This is a genomic window from Streptomyces sp. YGL11-2, from assembly GCF_050054615.1.
Lineage (GTDB): Bacteria > Actinomycetota > Actinomycetes > Streptomycetales > Streptomycetaceae > Streptomyces.
Window position 1 is genome coordinate 95,318 of the sequence record NZ_JBNHIN010000014.1, and the last position, 21,359, is coordinate 116,676.

At 72.9% G+C, this 21,359-nt stretch carries 14 protein-coding genes and 1 pseudogene; 9 read left to right on the plus strand and 6 right to left on the minus strand.

Annotated features, from left to right (window positions below; genetic code table 11):
- Positions 1–98: 98 nt before the first annotated feature.
- Genes ACO1BR_RS18175 through ACO1BR_RS18195 form a run of 5 tightly spaced genes read left to right on the plus strand, consistent with a single transcriptional unit; the run spans position 99 to position 4,736 of the window.
- Complete coding sequence (locus tag ACO1BR_RS18175) at positions 99–542, plus strand: hypothetical protein (protein ID WP_426796104.1); 444 nt, start codon at positions 99–101, stop codon at positions 540–542.
- Positions 539–2,263 (plus strand): hypothetical protein, encoded by a 1,725-nt coding sequence (locus tag ACO1BR_RS18180; RefSeq protein WP_426796105.1) that lies wholly within the window; start codon positions 539–541, stop codon positions 2,261–2,263. Before ACO1BR_RS18175 ends, ACO1BR_RS18180 begins: the two co-directional genes overlap by 4 nt.
- Before the next feature lie 5 nt (positions 2,264–2,268).
- Positions 2,269–2,979, plus strand: coding sequence for an ATP-binding cassette domain-containing protein (locus tag ACO1BR_RS18185; RefSeq protein ID WP_426796171.1), 711 nt, complete (start codon positions 2,269–2,271; stop codon positions 2,977–2,979).
- Positions 2,976–3,926: an ABC transporter ATP-binding protein gene (locus ACO1BR_RS18190; protein WP_426796106.1), complete on the plus strand. Its 951-nt coding sequence runs from the start codon at positions 2,976–2,978 to the stop codon at positions 3,924–3,926. Before ACO1BR_RS18185 ends, ACO1BR_RS18190 begins: the two co-directional genes overlap by 4 nt.
- A 3-nt stretch (positions 3,927–3,929) precedes the next feature.
- Positions 3,930–4,736: an ABC transporter permease gene (locus ACO1BR_RS18195; RefSeq protein WP_426796107.1), complete on the plus strand. Its 807-nt coding sequence runs from the start codon at positions 3,930–3,932 to the stop codon at positions 4,734–4,736.
- Positions 4,737–5,498: 762 nt separating this feature from the next.
- On the opposite strand, the gene ACO1BR_RS18200 is transcribed toward ACO1BR_RS18195, so the two are convergent.
- The 3 genes and pseudogenes from ACO1BR_RS18200 to ACO1BR_RS18210 form a co-directional block, all read right to left on the minus strand.
- The gene (locus ACO1BR_RS18200; RefSeq protein WP_426796108.1) at positions 5,499–6,587 is read right to left on the minus strand and encodes a glycosyltransferase family 2 protein; all 1,089 of its coding nucleotides are present in this window, start codon (positions 6,585–6,587) and stop codon (positions 5,499–5,501) included.
- A 277-nt stretch (positions 6,588–6,864) separates the two neighbouring features.
- Positions 6,865–8,070 (minus strand): S8 family serine peptidase, encoded by a 1,206-nt coding sequence (locus ACO1BR_RS18205; protein ID WP_426796109.1) that lies wholly within the window; start codon positions 8,068–8,070, stop codon positions 6,865–6,867.
- Between the two features lie 500 nt (positions 8,071–8,570).
- A pseudogene (locus tag ACO1BR_RS18210) lies at positions 8,571–8,825 on the minus strand (macrolide-inactivating glycosyltransferase); the annotation flags it as partial.
- A 199-nt stretch (positions 8,826–9,024) separates the two neighbouring features.
- On the opposite strand from ACO1BR_RS18210, the gene ACO1BR_RS18215 reads away from it, so the two are divergent.
- Positions 9,025–9,915, plus strand: coding sequence for an aminoglycoside phosphotransferase family protein (locus tag ACO1BR_RS18215; RefSeq protein WP_426796110.1), 891 nt, complete (start codon positions 9,025–9,027; stop codon positions 9,913–9,915).
- A gap of 58 nt (positions 9,916–9,973) precedes the next feature.
- On the opposite strand, the gene ACO1BR_RS18220 is transcribed toward ACO1BR_RS18215, so the two are convergent.
- Positions 9,974–10,687 (minus strand): exonuclease domain-containing protein, encoded by a 714-nt coding sequence (locus tag ACO1BR_RS18220; protein WP_426796111.1) that lies wholly within the window; start codon positions 10,685–10,687, stop codon positions 9,974–9,976.
- Positions 10,688–10,901: 214 nt separating this feature from the next.
- Complete coding sequence (locus tag ACO1BR_RS18225) at positions 10,902–12,152, minus strand: SAV2148 family HEPN domain-containing protein (RefSeq protein ID WP_426796112.1); 1,251 nt, start codon at positions 12,150–12,152, stop codon at positions 10,902–10,904.
- Positions 12,153–12,743: 591 nt separating this feature from the next.
- On the opposite strand from ACO1BR_RS18225, the gene glgX reads away from it, so the two are divergent.
- A complete protein-coding gene (gene glgX, locus ACO1BR_RS18230; protein WP_426796113.1) occupies positions 12,744–14,993 on the plus strand; it encodes a glycogen debranching protein GlgX in 2,250 nt (749 codons plus the stop codon).
- Between the two features lie 48 nt (positions 14,994–15,041).
- Here the strand turns inward: glgX and ACO1BR_RS18235 are convergent, their stop codons facing one another.
- Positions 15,042–16,346, minus strand: a complete 1,305-nt coding sequence (locus tag ACO1BR_RS18235) for an MFS transporter (RefSeq protein ID WP_426796114.1) — start codon at positions 16,344–16,346, stop codon at positions 15,042–15,044.
- Positions 16,347–16,509: 163 nt separating this feature from the next.
- Between ACO1BR_RS18235 and treY the strand changes: the two genes are divergently transcribed.
- Both treY and otr(A) read left to right on the plus strand, forming a co-directional pair.
- Entirely contained in the window at positions 16,510–19,080 is a 2,571-nt protein-coding gene (treY, locus tag ACO1BR_RS18240; protein WP_426796115.1) for a malto-oligosyltrehalose synthase, read from the plus strand.
- 201 nt (positions 19,081–19,281) lie between these two features.
- A complete protein-coding gene (otr(A), locus tag ACO1BR_RS18245; protein ID WP_426796116.1) occupies positions 19,282–21,300 on the plus strand; it encodes a tetracycline resistance ribosomal protection protein Otr(A) in 2,019 nt (672 codons plus the stop codon).
- Positions 21,301–21,359 lie beyond the last annotated feature (59 nt).

Consider the following 21,359-nt stretch of genomic DNA (forward strand, 5'->3'; position numbering starts at 1 on the left):
CCGCGCCCGCCGCCCTGCTCGGACTGCTCTTCGCCGTGTTGTAAGCCCCACGACGTCACCATCCGAGCCCGCCTGCACGAGAAAGCGTCCCCCCACCCATGACCGTTCCCCACACTTCCCGGACCTCCGCCGGTTCCGCGCGCTGGCGGCGATTCGCCACGTTCACAGTTCTGCTCACCACCGCGCTCGCCTGGTGCCGGGCGACGCTCTACACCCTGAACCGGGACGAGGTACAAGCCGCGGTGGCTGGTTCACCGCGCCTCTCCGACACCAACCGGACATTCGTCGCCGAAGCGCAGGACATGCTCCAGTGGGCCTGGTGGGGCTTTCCGGTGCTCCTGGTGGTGCTGACCGCCATCGCGCTGGTGCTGCGCGTGGGGCAGTTCCTGCTCATCGGCGTCAGCGGCATGGTGGGACCGGCGCTGGCGGCGAGCGGTTTCCTGTTCCCGGGGACCGCTGCGTTGCAGGTGCTGGCGGCGCTGTTCTTCGTCACGCTGGTGTGCTCGGTAGCCGCGACGGTGCTGCCGGGGCGGCCAGGATGACGCGCCGTACCGCGGCGCCACAGCGCCCCGTGACGGGGGCGCGGCGGTCCCGGACGCCCGGCCGCCACGCCCGCGCGGCGTTCGCGCTGGTGCTCGCCGACGGACGACGCAAGCTCAACCTGCTTCAGGGGCGGGCCACCCCGCAGTGGGCGCAGATCGCCACTGCCGTCTGCTTCGTCCTGGGGGCAGCCGCAGCGCTCGCCCTGGCAGTCGGCGCGGGGCTGCTCGCCGCGCACACCCTCCCCGTCACCTCCGCCGACCCGGGCGGCTTGGCGCGCTACGCCTGGCTGCCCGCGGTACTCGTGGTCGCCTCCATGATCGCCGGCGTCCGGCCGAACGAGATCCGGCTCGTCGTGGACCCGCCGGACCGGGAGGTGCTGCTGTCCCTCCCCATCACGCCCGGGGACCTGCTGTTCGTGCGCGCGGTGGGGCCCGCCCTGCTGGCGGCCGGCGGGGTCGCCGTGACGGCCGGTACGTTCCTCACCGCCTGGCTGAGCGGGTCACCTGCCGGCAGCCGGCTCCTCCCCGCGGCACTCACGCTCGTCGCGGGACTGCTGCTTGTCAGCCTGGCCCTACGGCTGGCGCTGACCGGACTGCTGGCGCTCGCCCGGGACGGCGCCGCCCGACTGCGAACCCTGCTGCTGGCCGGGGGCGGCGGGGTCGCCGTGGGGATCGCGATCGCCCCGTTCACCGAAGGGATGCGGGCACAGGGCCCGTTGGCCCAGGCACTGCCCCGCCTCGCCGGCCAGGCCCTCAACGCCGTACGGCCAGGCTGGTGGGACACCACGGTGGGCGGCGGCACGTACCGCATCGCGGCCGTTGCCGCCGCGACGGCGCTGCCGCCCGTCGCCGTCGCGCTCATCCTGCTGCGGCGGGCCGCCCTCACCCGCGTCCTGCGGGTCGGCGGGGCTCCCCCTGCCGCGATGCCGCGCACCGGGCGCACGGCCAGGCAGACGCACCGGTGGGACCGGCTGCACCAAAGGTCCGTGCTCATGGTGTTCCTGGCCAAGGACCTGAGGGCAGCACTGCGCGGACCCGCAGCCGCCACCATCGGGCTGCGGCGCTGTCTGCTGGGCGGGATCGCGCTACTCGGAACGGGAGCCGGCCATGCGCTGGGCACCGGGGGCGGTCCGCTGGCCATCCCCACCGCCACCGCGGTGGGGGCACTGGTGGGCGGCGTGCTGCTGGTGGCCGACGAGGCGGTGCAGGTCGCCGGGGTCGAGGCAGAGCGGAAGGCATGGGACGCTCTCCTTCAATCCCCACTGTCCACCGGCCAGTTGAGGAGCTGCAAGGCGGTGTCCTTCGCCGTCGTCGTCGCGGGCTGCGTCGCACCGGGGGCCGTGGGCTGGGCCCTGCTCACCGGTGGGACCGGGCCCGACCTCGTCCCGCTTCTCCTCACCGCTCCCGCCGCCGCCTGCGCGGTCGGAGCGGCCGCCGTGGCCACATCCACCGTGATGCCGCCCGCCGAGCACAGCGGCCAGGGCCGCATCACCCGCTCCCCTGCCGCGGGGGTCCTCCAGGCGACCTTGACCGGTGCCGTCATGCTCCCCACCGTCGCGCTGATCCCGCTGCTGCCGGGCGATGAGCCACTGCTCCGCGCGCTCCCTCCCCTGGTGACGTGCCTGGCCCTGCTGTCGGCCGCCGCGGTGCTCCTTGCCCGTCGCCCTTCCTCCCGCTTCCCCTCCGCAACCCCCGTCGACCGAAAGGCGGCACCCCGTTGATCACGATGCGCGGACTGTCCGCAGGCCATGGCGAACACGCCGTACTCCGCGGTATCGACGCCGAGTTGACGGCGGGCGAGTTCGTCCACCTCGTAGGTGAGAACGGTTCCGGCAAGAGCACCCTGCTCCGAGTCGCCGCCGGGCTCCACAAACCCAGCGGCGGCGAGATACGCATCGGCGGCCACCCCCCGGAGGCGCCCGAGGCGAAAGCCCTGCGGGGCTACGTCCAGGACGAACCCCCGCTCTACGACTACCTCAGCGTGCACGAACAACTGGCCTTCACCGCCCGCCTGTGGGGAGTGCCAACGACCGGGGCTCTGGGGACACTGGAACGGTTCGGTGCGGACCAGTGGACCGGGCACCTCATCCGCGAACTCTCCCTGGGCACCCGAAAAAAGGTCGGGATAGCCGTGGCCACACTGCACAACCCGCGAATGATCCTGCTCGACGAGCCGTTCAACGGCTTGGACCACGCAGCCGTGCGCGAACTCACCGCCCTACTGACCGAGTGGAAGCACGACGGCCGCACGGTGCTCGCGGTCAGCCACGGACACCACGGACTCCACGGACTCGTCGACCGCACACTGCGCCTGAAGGAAGGACTGCTCGTGGAGGGGGGCTCAGCGCCCGACCTCGCCGCGGACGGCCCAGCCCCGGACCCGCGCACGGCCCCACTCCCCGAGGACTCCACCCAGACCGCCCAGGACTCCCAGTGATCGACATCCAAGAGCTGACCAAGCACTACGGCGGCCGGACCGCGGTGGACGCCCTCACCTTCCGCGTCGAGCCGGGCGCGGTCACCGGCTTCCTCGGCCCCAACGGCGCGGGCAAATCCACCACCATGCGGATGGTGCTCGGGCTCGACCGCCCCACCGCGGGCCGGGCCACCGTCCTCGGGCGGCCGTACCCCGAGATCCGATACCCGCTGAACGAGGTCGGGGCGCTGCTCGACGCCCGCGCCATGCACAGCGGCCGGTCCGCGCGCGGCCATCTGCGCGTCCTGGCTCAGAGCAACCGGATCCCCACCCGCCGGGTCGACGAGGTACTGGCCCAAGTCGGCCTCTACGAGGTCGCGGGAAGGCGGGTCAAGGGCTTCTCCCTCGGTATGCGTCAGCGGCTCGGTATCGCAGCGGCCCTCCTCGGGGATCCCGCCGTCCTGCTCCTGGACGAACCGGTCAACGGCCTTGACCCCGAGGGCATCCGATGGGTGCGCGATCTCATGCGCGGCCTGGCCGCCGAGGGACGTACGGTACTGGTCTCCAGCCACCACATGAGCGAGATGGCGCTGACCGCCGACCGCCTCATCGTCATCGGCCGCGGCCGCCTCCTCGCCGACACCACGGTCAGGGAATTCGTCGCCGGCCACGCCCGCCGGATCGTCCGCGTCCGCACCCCGCACCGGGACCGCCTCGCCACGCTGCTGGACGGCGCCGGCATCAACCACGTCCTTTCGCCAGGGGACGACGAGCACAGCCTCCAGGCATACGACACCGAGCCCGCAGCTGTGGGCGACCTGGCCGCCTCAGCGGGCCTGGCCCTACACGAACTACGGCCGGAACATGCCTCGCTGGAGGAGGCGTACCTCGGCGTCGTCGCGGGCGACACCGAATACCGCACCGCCCTCACCGGCGTCCCAGTCGTCCCCCCTCACCAGGGAGCATGAGCCATGACCCGCCCCCTCACCGCCGTGCCCGACGGCACCTCCCTCCTCCGCGCCGTCCTGCTCTCCGAGTTCACCAAACTCCGCACAGTCCGTTCCACGGCCTGGACACTGGCGTCCACCACGGTCGTCACCGTCGTCACCGGCACCCTCCTCTGCCTCCTCACCCGCTACGCCGCCCACGAGATGACGGCCGCCGACCGCGCGACACTCGATCCCACCGCGACCAGTCTGTCCGGCATGGTCCTGGGCCAACTCGCCATAATCCTCTTCGGGGTTCTCGCTGCCTCGGGCGAGTTCGCCACCGGCATGCTGACCGCATCCTTCCAAGCAGTGCCTCAGCGCGGCCTGCTGCTCACCTGCAAGGCCGCGATCGTCGGCACCGTCGCCCTCCTGACCGGCTGCCTCACCTCGTTCACGGCTTTCCTCATCGGCCAGGCGACCCTCGGCAGCCTTGCCGCCTCCCTCGGTGACCCCGGCGTCCTCCGCGCCGTCCTCGGCGGCGGCCTCTACATGGCGTGGCTCGCCCTCTTCGCCCTGGGTATCACCATGGCCCTGCGCACATCGGTCCTCGCCCTGGGCATCCTCATCCCCTTCTTCTTCCTCATCTCCCCCCTCCTCGGCGCCCTCCCCGCCACCTCCCGGTTCGCCGCCTACCTCCCGGACGCTGCCGGCTCCAGAATCACCGAGGTCCATCCCGCGCCCGGCCCCCTCGGCCCCTGGCCCGGCTTCGGCGTCCTGACACTGTGGGTGGCCATGGCACTGGCGGTGGCTTACGCGACGCTGCGAGGAAGGGATGTACGGCAGGGCTGAACGAGGTGCAGAGCCTGACCTCGGATCCTGGATCTGGCAGCGCACCGGCTTCCGTGACGCGATCGCCGTCCCGAGCCGGGACGCGGCAGCGGCACACGACAGGCACCCCCAATGGTCAGCAGCGGCACCGGGACAGCATCCCGCGAGCCGCCCAGCCGACACCGAACCGGCGGGCTGCATGAAGCAGCGTGCCCCCGCGCACACGGCGGTGCGAGCGCAGAAACACAGGCGCTCGCCGGACACTGCGCTGACCGCCCCGACTTGGGCGGAGCCCCGCGCGGGGGCACACGACACAACGCAACCAGCACCGCCAAAGCCCGCCGGCACCCCCGTCGAGCCAACACCCAGGCATAGCGCCCAGCGACCCACTCCAAGCCGACACACGAGCCGGCTCCCCACCCCACACAACCACCAAGCCCACACAACCACCAATCCAGACCAAGGAAGAGGAGAGGAAGGAGGGTTGTCAGCGCCTCACACTCACTTACCAACCCTCCCTGACCAGGGATTTCCTCCGGGTAATGCTCTCCGTGAGGAGTCCCTCAAGGAGTCCTCCGGTCCTCGGCCCCGCCCCCGAACTAGCCCGGCTCCTCCTACGCCGCTACGACCAAGCCGTCCGCGCGGGCACCCGCGGCGACTCGGCACCGCTGGCCGCCTGAGGGCGACCCGGCGGGGCCGGCCGCCGCGGCGCCGGGTGCTCAACCCGCCGCGGCCGGTCCCCCGTTCGGTGTCCACCGCGGTGCCGGCCGCGGCGCCGATGCCTCATACCGCCACGGCCGCCGCCCCTCCCCGTGGGGTGTCGGCACGCCCCTTCTCGTAGACCGTCAGGCCGCGGGCGAGATGTAGGGGCACCAGGACCAGTTCCACGACGAGGGCCTTCCAGGCGTAGACGAGGTTGACCGCTTTGGTGGCGTAGACGCAGGGGATGTTCAGCAGCACGCCGGCCAGCGGGAGTCCGCGGCGGCGGGCGGCATAGACCAGCGGTGGTGCGGTCAGGAGCAGATCGGCACCGGCCCACCAGGCGAAGGCGGGCAGGGCCGACGCACCGCCGGTCGCGGCGATCAGGAACGGGGTGGCCAACCAGAGGGGCGCGGTGAGGATCTCGAACAGGGCGAGCAGTACCCAGAGCGCCAGCAGGGGTTTGCGCAGGATCAGCTGCCCGAGGTGCAGGCGGACGTTCTGGCAGAAGCCGGCCATCCAGCGCCAGACCTGTTTCCGCAGATAGGTGAGGTCCTCGGGATCGGCGGCCAGGGCGACCGCGTCGGAGACGTAGACCGCGCGTCGGCCGGCGATCTGCTGGGACCAGGTGAAGTCCATGTCCTCGACGATGGTCCGCTCGGGGAAGCCGCCGAAGGCGGTCAGCGCGTCGCGGCGGAACACCGAGCAGCAACCCGAGCACACCATGGGGCTGTTGGCGCGGGCCTGGATGGGCCGCTGCCAGTGGAACCCGAACAGATACTCCGTGGAGCGCCCGCGCTCCCACACGGTGCGGGTGTGGCGGGTGCGGACGGTGCCCGCCGCGACCGCGACGGCGGGGTCGTCGAAGACCGGGACGACGCGGGCGAGGTAGTCCGGGGCGAGGACGGTGTCCGCGTCGACGGCCAGGACGAGGTCGGTGGTGCAGTGCGGCAGAGCGTGGTTCTGCGCCCTGGCCTTGCTGCCGAGCCGGTCCGGTGGGCGGAGAACGGTCACTCCGTGCGATGCGGCGACTTCTCCGGTGCGGTCCGTGGAGCCGTCGTCCACGACCAGGATCCGGTCGGGCGGGACGGTTTGCCGCGCGAGGGATTCCAGCGTGTCCGGAAGGCCCTCTTCTTCGTTGTGGGCGGGAACGATGACGGTGACGGTGTGCATGATGAGCTTCCCCCTGTCCTGCGGATTGCGCTGACCACGACGCAGACGATTCCGATGACGCCGTAGATGATGGTGCTGATGCCGATGAACGGCAGTCCTCCGTGCATGTCACTGACGGTAGTCGCAGCACCCCGCCGCCGGTTCCGGAGGAAGCCTCCTGTGGATAACTCCACGCAGGGGAAGGTGAATTGCCGGCTCGTCGCACAACAACGCCGGCCGCCGCGCCCCGTGGGGGCGAGCGCGACGGCCGGCGTGCGGTGCTGAGCGATCGTGTCGATTACTCCACGATCTTCAGCAGCTTGTTGGGCGTGCCCTGGCCCGGGTTGCTGATCTTGTCCGGGGTGGCACCGTCGGTCAGTGCCTTCTCCACGTCCGCCGGCTTGGCGTCCTTGTGGCCGGCCAGGTAGATCGCGGCGGCACCGGTGACGTGCGGGGTCGCCATGGACGTACCCGAGATGGTCTTGGTGGCGTCGTCGCTGTTGTTCCAGTCCGAGGTGATGTCGGTACCCGGAGCGTAGAGCTTGACGACGCTGCCGTAGTTGGAGAAGTCGGACTGCTGGTCGTCCTTGGTGCTGGAGGCCACCGTGATGGCCTCCTTGACGCGTGCCGGGGAGCTCTGGCCCGCGTCGGTGGACTCGTTGCCGGCCGCCACGGCGAAGGTGACGCCGGAGTCGATGGCCTTCTTCACTGCCGCGTCGAGCGCCTCGTCCGCGCCGCCGCCGAGCGACATGTTGGCGACCGAGGGGCCCTTGTGGTTCTTGGCGACCCAGTCGATGCCCGCCACGACCTGCTCGGTGCTGCCGGAGCCCTGGCCGTCCAGGACCTTGACGGCGACCAGCTTGGCCTTCTTGGCGACACCGTAGGCGGTACCGGCGATGGTGCCGGAGACATGGGTGCCGTGGCCGTTGTCGTCCTCGGCCTTGTCGCTCTTGTCGATGGCGTTGAAGCCGTACGACGCGCGACCGCCGAAGTCCTTGTGGCTGATGTGGATACCGGTGTCGATGACGTAGGCGGTAACGCCCTCGCCCGCGCTGTCCGGGTAGGTGTACTTGCCGTCGCCCTTGGTGTCCGTCTGGTCGATGCGGTCCAGGCCCCACGACGGCGGGTTCTCCTGGGTGCCGTCGATGTGGAACGTGTGGTTCTGCACGACCTTGTCGACGGCCGGGTCGGCGGCGAGGTGCTTGGCGTCCTCGTCGGACAGGCCGTTGGCCGAGAAGCCGTTGATGGCGGAGGTGAAGGTCCGCTTGACCTTGCCGCCGTACTTGGCGGCCAAGTCGCCGCTCTCGGTGGCGTGTACGGACTTCTTCAGCATGACGATGTAGCTGCCCTTGACGGCGCCCTTGGCCTCGGCGCCGTAGACCTTGCCCTCGGCGGCGGGCGACGCACCGGCGGTGACCGCGGTGACAGCGGCGATACCAGTGGCGGCCACCGCGGCGGATATCGCCGTGACGAGCCGCTTCTTGCTGGAACGCTTATGAGCCATTGCGAGGGTTCTCCTCGTTCGTGGTGTGGGGGGAAGCGTTGCGTAACAGCCCGGAGGGACCGGAAGATCTCCTTCGGACTGGTTCGAAACCCTGTCGGATTGACGAGGTCAATTCAAGGGCCACCGAGCCGTGTGAGATAGGCAACAACCCTGCAAAAAATGCAAAAGCCCGCAGAACTAGCGAAAACTGCAGGTGAGTTGGCGGCACCCGACTCACTGCGTTTACGTTGACGAAATGAAGGGGGACATCTGACGAGTTGTTTGCTCCGTCAACCGTCCCCTTGTGGCAGGCACGCGTTCCACGCGATCCGGCCATCGGGCTGAATCAGTAAGGGAGTTGGGCATCGATCATGTCCGCCGCCCACCGGCTGCCGCTCTCCAGTCCCTCCTGGCTGTCACCCATCCCGGCGTGGGTGACGAAGGCGTCCGCCCGGCGCAGGACCGCGGCTGTGGAATCCAGTCGCTCACCGCGAAGTCGTCCGGGATCTCGCCGAGTTGGGAGGGTTCGGTGGACTTCCCGGTCTGCATGACCACCGGGGTTCGGCTCCGGTGGCGGCGGCGAGGTCGGCGAAGGCGGGCGGGACGGCGTAGGTGACGCGGTGGCCGCGGTGGCTGCGGTGGCCGCGGTCGACGAGTTCGCGGTGACGCCGAGGTTGGGCCTGACGTGGCCGTGGGCCGCGATGCTGAACATGGCGATGTGCGAGGGGTGGTGCGGCATGCCCCGCACGCCATGCGAGACGATGCGTATCGTTCAATGGGGATGTACTGACAGTGCCGGGGCGGGAAGGAGCGTCAACTGCCCCTCCTTCCCGCCCCGTTCGCCGCTGCCGCCGTGCCGCTCGCGCCCGCGGCCTACCGGGGGGGCGGCCGGACGGCGCGCGCCCTGGGGCCCTCCGGCTCGGTCGGGGGCACCTGCGACACTGGTCGCGAGTACGCACCGCAGGAGGCACCCCGATGACCCGACCCAGCCCCGCCGCCTTCACGGAGGCGCGCGCCCGGGAGGTGCTGGCCGCGGCCGGGCACCCCGAAGCGGCGGCGGACGCCCCGCTGCTCTCACTGGGCGAGAACGCCGTCTTCGCCCTCGGCGAGCGCGGTCCGGTCGTACGGGTGGGCCGCAGCGCCGAACTGCTGGAGCGCGCCGAGCGGGAACTGCGCGTGGCCCGGTGGCTGGCGGACGAGGACGTGCCGGCCGTACGGGCCGCGGAGCCGGTGGCCGCGCTCGTCGAGGGCCATCCGGTGACCTACTGGCGGCGGCTTCCGGAGGCCGTCCGGCCCGCCGGACCGGACGATCTCGCCGCACTGCTGCAGCGCGTCCACGCGCTGCCGGATCCGCCCTTCGCGCTCCCCCGGCGGGAGTTGCTGGACGGTGTGGAGCGCTGGCTGCGGCTGGCCGGCGATGCCGTCTCCGCGTCCGATGCGGAGTATCTGCGCGGGCGGCGGGATGCGTTCGCGGCGGCCGCGTCGGCGCTGGAGCCGCATCTGCCACGCGGGCCGATCCACGGTGACGCGCTGCCCCGCAACGTCCATGTCGGGCCCGACGGCCCGGTACTGGTCGACCTGGAGACCTTCTCCTACGACCTGCGCGAACACGACCTCGTGGTGATGGCGCTGAGCCGGGACCGCTACGGCCTGGGCGCGGACGCCTACGGCGCCTTCGTGTCCGCCTACGGCTGGGACGTCCGGGACTGGGCGGGCTGCGCGGTGCTGCGCGGGTCCCGGGAGACGGCCAGCTGCGCCTGGGTCTCCCAGCACGCGCCCGGAAACCCGGCCGCGCTCAAGGAGTTCCGGCGCCGGATCGCCTCCCTGCGCGAGAAGGACACGACGGTGCGGTGGTATCCGTTCTGAGCGCTGATCCGCCGGGCGCCCTGCCGGGGCGAACCGGTGGGGCTGGAGCCGCCGCGGCTCAGCGCTGGTACGGGATCAGCGGCCAGGCCGCCTCGACTATGGCCTTCGGGTCGCCGGTGCGGCGCAAGTACGCCTGGAACGAGGCGGCCTGCTCGGCTGCGGCCTCCTCCTGGAGGGCATGCAGGGCGCGCGGCGAGGGCAGGGCGACGGCCGGGTACTTCGCACCGATGCGGCGGGCGACCCCGGCAGCCGCCGCCGCGTCGGCGCCCGCCTCATGGGCGCCGTCCAGCCGCACGCCGTAATGCCCGCAGAGTGCCTGGAGGGCGCGCTTGCCCTTGCGGTAGCGGTCCACGTGCTTGTCCAGGACCAGGGGGTCGATGACCGGGGTCGGGCCGTGGCCCAGCCGCTCGGTCAGGGTCGGCACACCGTGGCGGCGGCATTCGCGGTCCAGGAGCGAGAGGTCGTAGCGGGCGTTCATCACCACGAGGGGGACGTCCGCGCGCAGGACTGCGGCGAGGGCTTCGGTGATGTCCTCGACGGCGGTCGCGGGCGGGCTGCCGTGCTCGCGGACATACGCGGTCGATATGCCGTGTATGTCCGAGGCTTCGTCGGGAATCGGCACGCCCGGATCGAGCAGCCAGGACTGTGCTCCGGCCGCCCGGCCGTCCCCGTCCAGCCGGATCAGCGCGGCGGTGACGATGCGGTCGCGCTCGATGTCGGTGCCGGTGGTCTCCAGGTCGAAGCCGGCCAGCGGCCCCTGATGCCAGCTCATGCCGGCACCCCGCGCCGGCCGGTCCCGCGTCCGCCCGGCCCGCGCCTCTCCTCGATCGCCTCGCTACGCTCACCCATGGGGCCTCCTTCGGTGGTACTTCCCCCGTTGCCCGACCACTCTCGCACGCACCACTGACAAGCGGCCGGCCGCCCGTGTGCGGGCACCCCGCGGCGGGGCATCGCCCCGTAGGGGCGGCTCCCGGACGGCCGCTCCCTCAGGAGACCGGCCGCGAGTCCGCCCAGACGCTCTCGAACTCCTCGCGGTAGATCTCGAAGAGGCCGTGGTCGCCGTCCCGTCCGTCGCGGGCGTCCTGGCGGACCACCTCGCGGGCGCCGCCGCGCAGTACGAGCACCGGGGACTCCATACCGCGGCTCTTGCGGAGGTAGTGCTGGACCACGGCTATCCCGTCGGGGCCGTCGCCGTCGACGAGGTAGGCGGTGAAGCGCGGGGTCTCGTCGAAGACCTGGATCTCGAAGGCGCCGGGGTCGCGCAGCCGGGCGCGCACCCGCCGCATGTGCAGGATGTTCATCTCGATGGAGCGGCTCATCTCGCCCTTTTTGAGGCCGATTTCCCGCTCCCGGCGGCGGACCGCGCTGCTGGCCGGGTTGAGGAAGAGCAGCCGCACGCGGCAGCCGGACTCGGCGAGCCGGACCAGCCGGCGGCCGGAGTAGTTCTGGACGAGCAGGTTGAGACCTATGCCCACCGCGTCGAGGCGGCGGGCACCGCCGAAGAGGTCCTCCGCGGGGAGCTGGCGCTGGAGCCTGACCCGGTCGGGGTGGACGCCGATGACGTCGGCGTAGCGGTCGCCCACGAGGTCCTCGACGGCGTCGATGGGCAGCCGCCCGGAAATACGGGTGCCGGCGCCGGAGCCGAGGGTGTCCAGCAGTCGGGCGGAGGCGCGCTCGGCCTGGGCGAGGACGGTCTCCGACAGCGCGCGGTTGCGGGAGACGATGTTGCGGGCGACCTCCAGTTCGTCCAGGGCCAGCTCGACATCGCGCCGGTCGTCCACGTAGGGCTCGAAGCAGGGCCAGTGCTGGACCATCAGTTCGCGGAGTTGCGGGAGGGTGAGGAAGCTGACGATGTTGTCGTCGGCGGGGTCGAGGAGGTAGCCCTTGCGCCGGCTGACCTCGCGGACCGCCACCGCGCGCTGGACCCATTCCTGGCCCGCGGGCCCGGCGGCGGCGATGACCCACTCGTCGCCGTGCACCGGCTCGTAGATGGGGCGCAGTACGGCCGATACGACGGCCCGTAGGCGCTGCTCGACGAGATTCAGCCAGATGTAGGCGCGTCCGGCCCGGCGGGCGCGGGTGCGTACCTCGCTCCAGGCGTCGGCCCCCCAGTCCAGCTCCGCACCGATCTCCAGCGGTCTCGCCAGGGAAACCGCGCCGGGCGGTGCGTCCACGGAGCCGCCCTCCTGGCCCTCGTGACTCTCGTCACCAGGAGGCAACTCCAGCCCGCCGCTCACCTGCCACCGCCTTCCGAACCCCCGTGCCAACGATCAAGGCAGACTACTGCGGCGCGGGGGGCGGTGCAGCCTGATGGATCGAGTCGGCTGCCAACTCCCCTTATTCATAGTGCACGTTGTGACCGGAAAGCGCGGCCGGAGTGAGCGGATTCATAGCCGTGCGCAGGGCCCCGGGCGGGGTCCGCACACGCGATGGGGTGTTCCCGTGGACGCCCGTTGACCAGGCCGCGGAACGCCCGCGAAAGGCGCGGACAGGGCGAATGGCCAGGTTGCCGCTGGTGAAGTGGGCACATTTGCTGTAGTCCATGGCGGAGATGCGGCGTTTGGTGTACCTGGAGCCTGTCCGGTTCCTCCCCCGCGTCCCCGTGAAAACCGTCCGCCGGGCACCCGTCGGCCATGGATCGCCCCACCGCTTCCCCGGAGGGGGACGATCCGACACACCTGCGGATGTACCCCCATTCAGCGGATATCTCGCGAAAAGCCTGTGGTATCCGGCACGTTGCGACAAGTTGCGGAAGGATGCCGATTCGGTCCGCGGACGCGTGTCGTGGAGTCGCCGCAGCCCCATGGAGAAAGTGGAAGAGTCTACGCATGCAGGTCTGGCCGGGACAGATGTATCCGCTGGGTGCCACCTACGACGGTGCGGGCACCAACTTCGCGGTGTTCTCCGAAGCCGCGACGCGCATCGAACTGTGTCTGCTGCACGACGACGGGTCGGAGACCGCCGTCGAGCTGCGCGAGTCCGACGCATTCGTACGGCACGCGTATCTGCCAGGGGTGATGCCGGGGCAGCGCTACGGCTTCCGGGCGCACGGCCCCTACGAGCCCGAGCGCGGGCATCGCTGCAATTCCGCCAAGCTGCTGCTCGACCCGTACGCGCGGGCGATGAGCGGCGTGATCGACTGGGACGAGGCGGTCTACGGCTACCACTTCGGCCGCCCCGAGGTCCGCAACGACCTCGACTCGGCGCCGCACACCATGGCGTCGGTGGTCGTCAATCCGTACTTCGACTGGGGTGACGACCGCCCGCCGCGCACCGCCTACCACGAGACGGTGCTCTACGAGGCCCATGTGAAGGGCCTGACGATGCGGCATCCGGAGCTGCCCGACGAGCTGCGCGGCACGTACGCGGCGCTGGCGCATCCGGCGATCATCGACCACCTGACGAAACTGGGGGTCACGGCCCTGGAGCTGATGCCGGTGCACCAGTTCGTCCAGGACCACCGGCTGGTGGACGCGGGGCTGACGAACTACTGGGGCTACAACACCATCGGCTTCTTCGCCCCGCACAACGCCTACGCCTCCTGGGGGGACCGCGGGCAGCAGGTGCTGGAGTTCAAGACGGCGGTACGGGCGCTGCACCAGGCCGGCATCGAGGTGATCCTCGACGTCGTCTACAACCACACCGCCGAGGGCAGCCATCTGGGGCCGACGCTCTCGTTTAGGGGGCTGGACAACGCCTCGTACTACCGGCTGTCGGAGGACCGGCAGTACTACATGGACACCACGGGCACCGGCAACTCCCTGCTGATGCGCAGTCCGCACGTGCTCCAGCTGGTGATGGACTCGCTGCGCTACTGGGTGCAGGAGATGCGGGTGGACGGGTTCCGCTTCGATCTGGCGGCGACGCTGGCCCGGCAGTTCCACGAGGTGGACCGGCTGTCGTCGTTCTTCGACCTGGTGCACCAGGACCCGGTCGTCAGCCAGGTGAAGCTGATCGCCGAGCCGTGGGACGTCGGGGAGGGCGGCTACCAGGTGGGGAACTTCCCGCCGCTGTGGACCGAGTGGAACGGGATGTACCGGGACACCGTGCGGGACCTGTGGCGCGGCGAGCCGCGCACCCTGGCGGAGTTCGGGTCCCGGCTGGCCGGTTCGTCGGACCTCTATCAGGAGGACGGGCGGCGTCCGCTCGCCTCCGTCAACTTCGTCACCTGCCACGACGGCTTCACCCTGCGCGACCTGGTGTCGTACAACGACAAGCGCAACGAGGACAACGGTGAGGACAACCGGGACGGCGAGCGCTTCAACCGGTCCTGGAACTGCGGGGTGGAGGGGCCGACCGACGACCCCGCGGTGCGGCGGCTGCGGGCCCGTCAGATGCGGAACCTCCTGGCCACGCTGATGCTGTCGCAGGGGGTGCCGATGCTCAGTCACGGCGACGAGTTCGGGCGCAGCCAGCGCGGCAACAACAACGCGTACTGCCAGGACAACGAGCTGTCGTGGGTGCGCTGGCCGGAGCGGGCGGCGGCCGGCGGCGAGCACGGGTCCGGCGCCGGTGACGACGCGGCCGGAACCGACGAGGCCGATGGGGCTGATGGGGCCGACGGGGCGGCAGCGGCGCAGGGCGCCGAGGGCGCGGACGGGGCGGAGGAGTGGGACGAGGAGCGGGAACTGCTGGAGTTCGTCCGGCGGATGGTGTGGCTGCGGCGGGACCATCCCGTCTTCCGGCGGCGGCGCTTCTTCCAGGGGCACCCGATGGAAGGCACGCACGACGAGCTGTCCGACATCGCCTGGTTCACCGCGGCGGGCGCGGAGATGGGGCCGCGCGACTGGCAGTCGGTGCACGCCAAGTCGCTGGCGGTCTTCCTCAACGGCAGCTCGATCTCCGAACCGGGGCCGCGCGGCGAGCCGATCACCGACGACTCGTTCCTGCTGATGTTCAACGCCCATGACCAGGAGAAGGAGTTCACGGTGCCGGAGCATCTGGGCCGGCAGTGGCAGGTCGTGGTGGACACCGACCGGCCGCGGACGGCGGCGGACGGCGCCGGCGCCAAGGTCAAGGCGGGCGACCGGCTGACGCTCATCGGGCGCAGCCTGCTGGTGCTGCAACGGCCCGCCTGACGGCGGCCGGGCCGGGGCCTGTCCGGCTCCGGCCCACCGGACAGCCCCCTAGGCTGCCGGAGCGTCCGCGGTCGGCTCCCGCGCGGGCCGGGAGCCGCGTACCGGCGGCGCAGGCCGGGCGCCGGGGCGCGTGGTGAGGGCGACGACGAGGATGAGCACGGCGGCGGCGACGGCGACCGCGAAGGCGGCGGACGGCCCGTGGGCGTCGGCGAGCCGGCCGGAGACGGCCAGCGCGAGGGCCTGGCCGCCGACCACGGCGCTGGTGAGGAAGGCCATCGATTCGGCCAGCCGGGTGGCGGGCACCAGCCGTTCGGTGAGGCCGAAGAGGGTGATCAGGTGCGGGGCGAAGGCGACGCCGAGCACCACCACGACCAGATAGAGCGCGCCCAGCGACCGTACGAACAGCAGCGGCGCGCAGAGCGCGATCAGCGCCACGGCGGCCGCCCGCCAGCGGGCCGGCAGCCCGATCCGGTCCGGCACCAGGGCCAGTGAGATCCCGGCGACCGCGCTCATCACGCCCATCGCCGCATAGACCAGCCCGGCCTGGGCGGGCTGGTGGAGGCGCTCGGTGAGCGCGGTGATGCCGGCCTGGCAGGCGCCGAACATGGCGCCCTGGAGCGCCGTCGAGAGCCGCATGGCGTGTACCGCGCGGGGCGTCCTCGTACGGGCGGGTCGGCCTTGCGGCGGGTCCCCGGCGCGCCCCGCGGACCGGCCGGCCACGGGCCGCGGGCCGCCCGCCGGCCGCACCGCGAGCGCCGTCGGGTGCAGCGCGAACGCCGAGCCGCAGACCGCCAGCAGCACCGCGGCCAGCGCCAGCGCCACGGCCGGGTGGGCGACCGACGCGGCCAGGCCCACCAGCGCCGGGCCGAGCACGAAGGACGCCTCGTCCAGCGTGCCTTCCAGGGACAGCGCGGCGCCCACCACCTGGTCGCCGGCCGCCGCCCGGTGGGCGAGGGCGACGAGCCGGGTGCGGGCCAGCGGCCCGATCTGCGGCACGCTCGCCCCGGCCAGCAGGCCGATCAGGGCGAGCGGCAATGTCGCGAGACCGGCGAGGGAGGTGGCCACCAGGGCGGCGACCGCGAGCGCGTTGACCCAGCAGGCGGCGAGCACCACCGGGCGCTGCCCGTGCCGGTCGGCGAGCCGGCCGATCAGCGGGCCGGCGACCGTCTGACCCGCCGCCAGCGCACCGCCGACCAGGCCCGCGGCGGTCAGCGAACCGCTGGTCTCGGCCACCAGCAGCAGACTGCCGAGCTGGCACATGGCGGTCGGGAGCCGCCCCAGGAAGGAGACGACGGGCAGTAGCGGCCCGCCCAGCGCGATCACCCGGCGGTAGGTGGCTGTGACAGCGGTCATCGCACGACGCTATCGAGGCCCGGCGGGGATCCGTACGGGCGGGACGTACGAAGGTCCACGGCGCCGCCGCCCCCCGGTGTGGACGAAGACACGACATGCGGGGCGGCCCGAGATGACGCAACACGATGACACAACGGGCCGCCAGCGGGGTACGGGTGTTCCCATGACGCAGCCCACGAGTCCGTCGCCGACCGCCACCTACCGGCTGCAGCTCCAGCCGGACTTCCCGTTCGCCGCCGCCGAGCGGGCCGTCCCGTATCTCGCCGGGCTCGGGGTGTCGCATCTGCACCTGTCGCCGGTGCTGGAGGCGGTGCCGGGGTCCGCGCACGGCTACGACGTCACCGACCACACGGTGGTCCGGGCCGAACTGGGCGGTGAGGAGGGCCTGCGGGCGCTGGCGGCGACGGCCCGCGCGCACGGCCTCGGGCTGGTCGCCGACATCGTGCCGAACCACATGGCGGTGCCCGCGCCGGTGTCGCTGAACGGCCCGCTGTGGGAGGTGCTGCGCGACGGCCCGGCGTCGCCGTACGCGCGCTGGTTCGACATCGACTGGGACGGCGGGCACCGGCAGCGGCTGCTGCTGCCCGTACTGGAAGGGCGGATCGGCGACGAGTTGGGGCGGTTCGCGGTCGAGGGGCGGGTGCTGCGCTACCGGGGACACGCCTTCCCGCTGCGGCCCGGGACCGAGCGGCTGCCGATGGGACGGCTGCTGGAGGCGCAGTGGTACCGGTTGGCGTGGTGGCGGCTGGCCCGCACCGAGCTCAACTACCGCCGTTTCTTCACCATTTCGGAGCTGATCGGGGTCCGGGTCGAGGACCCCGAGGTCTTCGAGGCGACGCACGGCACGGTGCTGCGGCTGCTGCGCGAGGGCGTCATCGAGGGGCTGCGGATCGACCACCCGGACGGGCTGGCGGACCCCGCCGGCTATCTGGCGCGGCTGCGGGAGCGCACGGGCGGGCGCTGGACTGTGGTGGAGAAGATCCTGACCGGTGCCGAGCGGCTGCCGGACGGCTGGGCGTGCGCGGGGACCACGGGCTATGACGCGCTGCGGCACATCGACGGGCTGTTCGTCTGCCCGCAGGGCGCCGGGCGGCTGTTCTCGCACTACCGGGACTTCGTCACCCCGCTTGCCGACGAGGGCGGCGACTGGGAGGAGACGGTGCGCCGGGCCGCCTACGAGGTGGTGACGCACGATCTGGCCGCGGAGGTGGCGCGGCTGGTGCGCACCGCGTCCCGGATCAGCGACCGGGCACCGCGGCCGGGCGACCATGCGCCGTGGGCGCTGCGCCGGGCGATCCGCGAACTGCTGGTGCGGCTGCCGGTCTACCGGCCGTACGCGGCGCAGGGCGCGGATGCCGCGCGCGCGGCGGCGGACGCGGCGATGCTGGACGCGGCGGCCGAGCGGGCGCGGACCGCGTTCCGGGTACCGGAGGAGGCGGCGGCGGTGGACCTGGTCCGCGATCTGGCGCTGGGGCGCTTCCGTGCCGACGCCGGGGAGGACCCGGACACCGCGAACGCCGAGCACACCGCGACCGGTGACGACGTCGCGGAGACCGAAAACGCCGCGGACATCGCAGACTTCGCGGTGCGGTTCGCCCAGACCGCGTCCGCGCTGCACGCCAAGTCCGTCGAGGACACCGCCTTCTACCGCTATCCGGTGCTGCTGTCGGCCTGCGAGGTCGGCGGCGATCCGGGGGAACCCGCGCTGGGCCCCGGGACGTTCCACGAGTACTGCGCGCGGATCCAGCGGGACTGGCCGGCGAGCGGCACGGTGCTCTCCACGCACGACACCAAGCGCAGTGCCGATGTGCGGGCGCGGATCGCGGTGCTCTCCGAGTGCCCGGACCGCTGGCGGGATGTGCTGGGCGAGGTGGGCGACGGGAGCCAGCTCGCGCAGGACGCGCTGCCGGTGGATCCGATGGCGGCGTGGACGGCCTGGCAGACCGCGTTCGGGCTGGGGTCGCCGGCCGCCGGGGGCCCGGCGGCGGGGGCGCCCGGCGACGGCTGCGGCCGGGTGGCGCCCGCGGTCCTCAAGGCCGTACGGGAGGCCGGGTTGCGGACGTCCTGGACGGAGCCGGACGCGGCGTACGAGGAGGCGGTGGCGGAGTTCGTCCGCGGCGGGCCGTGCGGCCCGGCAGCCGCCGCACTGGCCGCGCTGGACGCCGAACTCGCCCCGTTCGTCCGGGCGAACGTCCTGGGGGCGACGCTGCTGCACCTGACCATGCCCGGTGTCCCCGACCTCTATCAGGGCACCGAGCGGGAGTACGCGGCGCTGGTCGACCCGGACAACCGGCAGCCCGCGCGCTTCGGGCCCGAGCCGCCGGACGGACCGGGCGGACCGGGCGGACCGGACGGGGGTGTCGCACCGGGCGATCTGTCGGCCGAGAAGCTGCGGCTGACGACGGCCGCGCTGCGGCTGCGGCGCGACCATCCGGAGTGGTTCGGCGCCGCCGCGCCGTACGAGCCGCTGACCGCGGCGGGCCCGGCGGCGGAGCACTGCGTGGCCTTCGCGCGCGGCGGGCGGGTGGTGACGGCGGTGACCCGGCTGTCGCTGCGGATGGTGGAGACCGGCGGCTGGTGGGACACGGTGCTGCGGCTGCCGCCCGGCGGCACCTGGCGCGAGCTGCTGACCGGCCGCGCGCTGGCGGGCGGGGCCGCGGTGGCGGTGCAGGAGCTGCTGGCGGGCTGGCCGGTGGCGCTGCTCGTACGGGAGGAGCCGGGGGCGCGCGACTGACGGTGCATCAGGGTACGCCGACGCGGGCGACGGGTCGTCGCCCGCGGCCCGTCCCGGACTAATTCGGTTGCGTCCGGGCGTAGGGCTGGCACCATCGGCCCGTACGCCCGTATCCCCTGACCAAGGAGCCCGGAATGCGCCGATTCCTCGGAACTACTCATCGCCCCAGCCGGACGACAGTTCTTGAGGAATCCACCTTCCATGGCCCTTTCGCCTTCCCGCACCCTGAACATCGGGATCCTGGCCCACGTCGACGCGGGTAAGACCAGCCTGACCGAGCGGCTGCTGTTCGACAGCGGCGCCATCGAGCGGCTCGGCAGCGTGGACGCCGGCGACACCCGTACGGACACCGGTGACCTGGAGCGGCAGCGCGGTATCACCATCCGCTCCGCCGTCGCCTCCTTCACCGCCGGCGACGTGCAGATCAACCTCATCGACACCCCTGGCCACGCCGACTTCATCGCCGAGGTCGAACGCGCCCTCGGGGTACTCGACGGCGCCGTGCTGGTGCTGTCCGCCGTGGAGGGCGTACAGGCCGGAACGCGGCTGCTGATGAGGACGCTGCGGCGGCTGCGGCTGCCGACGCTGCTCTTCGTCAACAAGATCGACCGGGCCGGCGCCCGGGGCGACGCGCTGCTGGCGGACATCCGCCGCGGCCTCGCCCCGGTCGCCGTCCCGATGACGGCCGTGGCCGGGCTCGGCACGCCCCGGGCGCGCGCGAGCGCACACCCGCTGACCGACCCGCTGGTCCGCGAGCGGATCGCCGAGGTGGTCGCGGAGGCGGACGACGCGGTGCTGGCGCGGCTGGTCGACGGCGGGGCGCCGTCCGCCGGGCAGCTGCGCGCCGCGCTGGCCGCCCGGACCGCGGACGGCTCGCTGCACCCGGTGTACTTCGGGTCGGCGCTCGGCGGGCAGGGCGTCGACGCGCTGATCGCGGGCATGGCCGGGCTGATCCCGCCGGCGCCGGTGCGGTCCGGCGGCGGGCCGCGCGGCACCGTGTTCGCCGTGCGGCAGCCGCCGGGTGGCGAGCGGACGGCCCATGTCCGGCTGTACGAGGGCGAGTTGCGGCCGCGGCAGCGGGTCGTGCTGCACCGCCGCACCGCGGACGGCGGCAGCACGGCGCTGGCCGGGCGGATCACCGGACTCGACGTCGTCGGCCGGCCGCCGGGGGACGGCGGGCCGCTCACCGCGGGCAACATCGCGGTACTGCGCGGACTGCCCGGCATCAGGACCGGCGACCGGCTCGGGACGCCGCTCCCGGACTGCGGCGCCGGTGGCCGTGGGGGCGACGCCCGGTCCGGCGGGCAGGGTGACCTTGGCCTCTTCGCCGCGCCCACCCTGGAAACCCTCGTCCGGGCCCGGAACCCGGCACGCGCCGCCGCGCTGCGGGCCGCGCTGCTGGCCCTCGCCGACCAGGACCCGCTGCTCCAGGCGCGGCCCGCGGACGGCGGCGCGACCTCGCTGCTGCTGCACGGCGAGGTGCAGAAGGAGATCATCGCGGCGACGCTGCTTCAGGAGTACGGCGTCGAGGCGGAGTTCGCGCCGAGCCGGGTGGTGTGCTTCGAGCGGCCGTGCGGGACCGGCGAGGCGTGCCACGAGATCGCCCGGCGCGGCCACACCGGGCCGTGGGCGACCGTCGGCCTGCGGGTCGAGCCGGGCCCCCGCGGCTCCGGCCCGGTGTTCGCGTACGAGACCGAACTGGGCGCGCTGCCGCACGGCTTCCACCAGGCCGTCGAGGAGACCGCCCTGGCCACGCTGCGGCGCGGGCCGCGGGGGCTGGCGGTGACCGACTGCCGGGTGGTGCTGACCCGTTCCGGTTTCGTCGGGCCGGTGAGCGTGGCGGGGCACTTCCGCACCGTCACGTCCGCCGTCCTGCTGCGGGCACTTGGCCGTGCGGGCACCCGGATCCACGAGCCGTACCACGCGTTCGAGGCGGAGCTGCCGTGCGACGCGCTCGCCCCGGTGGCCGCGCGGCTGGCGGCGCTGGGCGCGGAGATCGGTGAGACCTCCGCCGAGACCTCAGGGGGGAGGCGGACATGGCTGGTCGGCGGGGTGGTCCCGGCGCGCCGGGTGCGAGCCTGCGAGGCGGCGCTGCCGGGGCTGACGCACGGGGAGGGGGTCTGGACGTCCGCCCCGTCGGGGGACCGGCCGGTGCGGGGCGAGGGCGCGTGGTGCCTGCCGGAGGGACCCGAGGGCGAGGGAGCGGATCGGGGAGCCTAGGGCCTTTCCGACCCCGACCCACCGGACCGGCCCTGGTCGGGCGGCCGGTCCGGGCGGTC

Coding starts and splice junctions, on each gene's coding strand:
- ACO1BR_RS18175 (WP_426796104.1), top strand. CDS start 99: ATGACCGTTCCCCACACTTCCCGGACCTCCGCCGGTTCCGCGCGCTGG.
- ACO1BR_RS18180 (WP_426796105.1), top strand. CDS start 539: ATGACGCGCCGTACCGCGGCGCCACAGCGCCCCGTGACGGGGGCGCGG.
- ACO1BR_RS18185 (WP_426796171.1), top strand. CDS start 2,269: ATGCGCGGACTGTCCGCAGGCCATGGCGAACACGCCGTACTCCGCGGT.
- ACO1BR_RS18195 (WP_426796107.1), top strand. CDS start 3,930: ATGACCCGCCCCCTCACCGCCGTGCCCGACGGCACCTCCCTCCTCCGC.
- ACO1BR_RS18200 (WP_426796108.1), bottom strand. CDS start 6,587: ATGCACACCGTCACCGTCATCGTTCCCGCCCACAACGAAGAAGAGGGC.
- ACO1BR_RS18205 (WP_426796109.1), bottom strand. CDS start 8,070: ATGGCTCATAAGCGTTCCAGCAAGAAGCGGCTCGTCACGGCGATATCC.
- ACO1BR_RS18215 (WP_426796110.1), top strand. CDS start 9,025: ATGACCCGACCCAGCCCCGCCGCCTTCACGGAGGCGCGCGCCCGGGAG.
- ACO1BR_RS18220 (WP_426796111.1), bottom strand. CDS start 10,687: ATGAGCTGGCATCAGGGGCCGCTGGCCGGCTTCGACCTGGAGACCACC.
- glgX (WP_426796113.1), top strand. CDS start 12,744: ATGCAGGTCTGGCCGGGACAGATGTATCCGCTGGGTGCCACCTACGAC.
- ACO1BR_RS18235 (WP_426796114.1), bottom strand. CDS start 16,346: ATGACCGCTGTCACAGCCACCTACCGCCGGGTGATCGCGCTGGGCGGG.
- treY (WP_426796115.1), top strand. CDS start 16,510: ATGACGCAGCCCACGAGTCCGTCGCCGACCGCCACCTACCGGCTGCAG.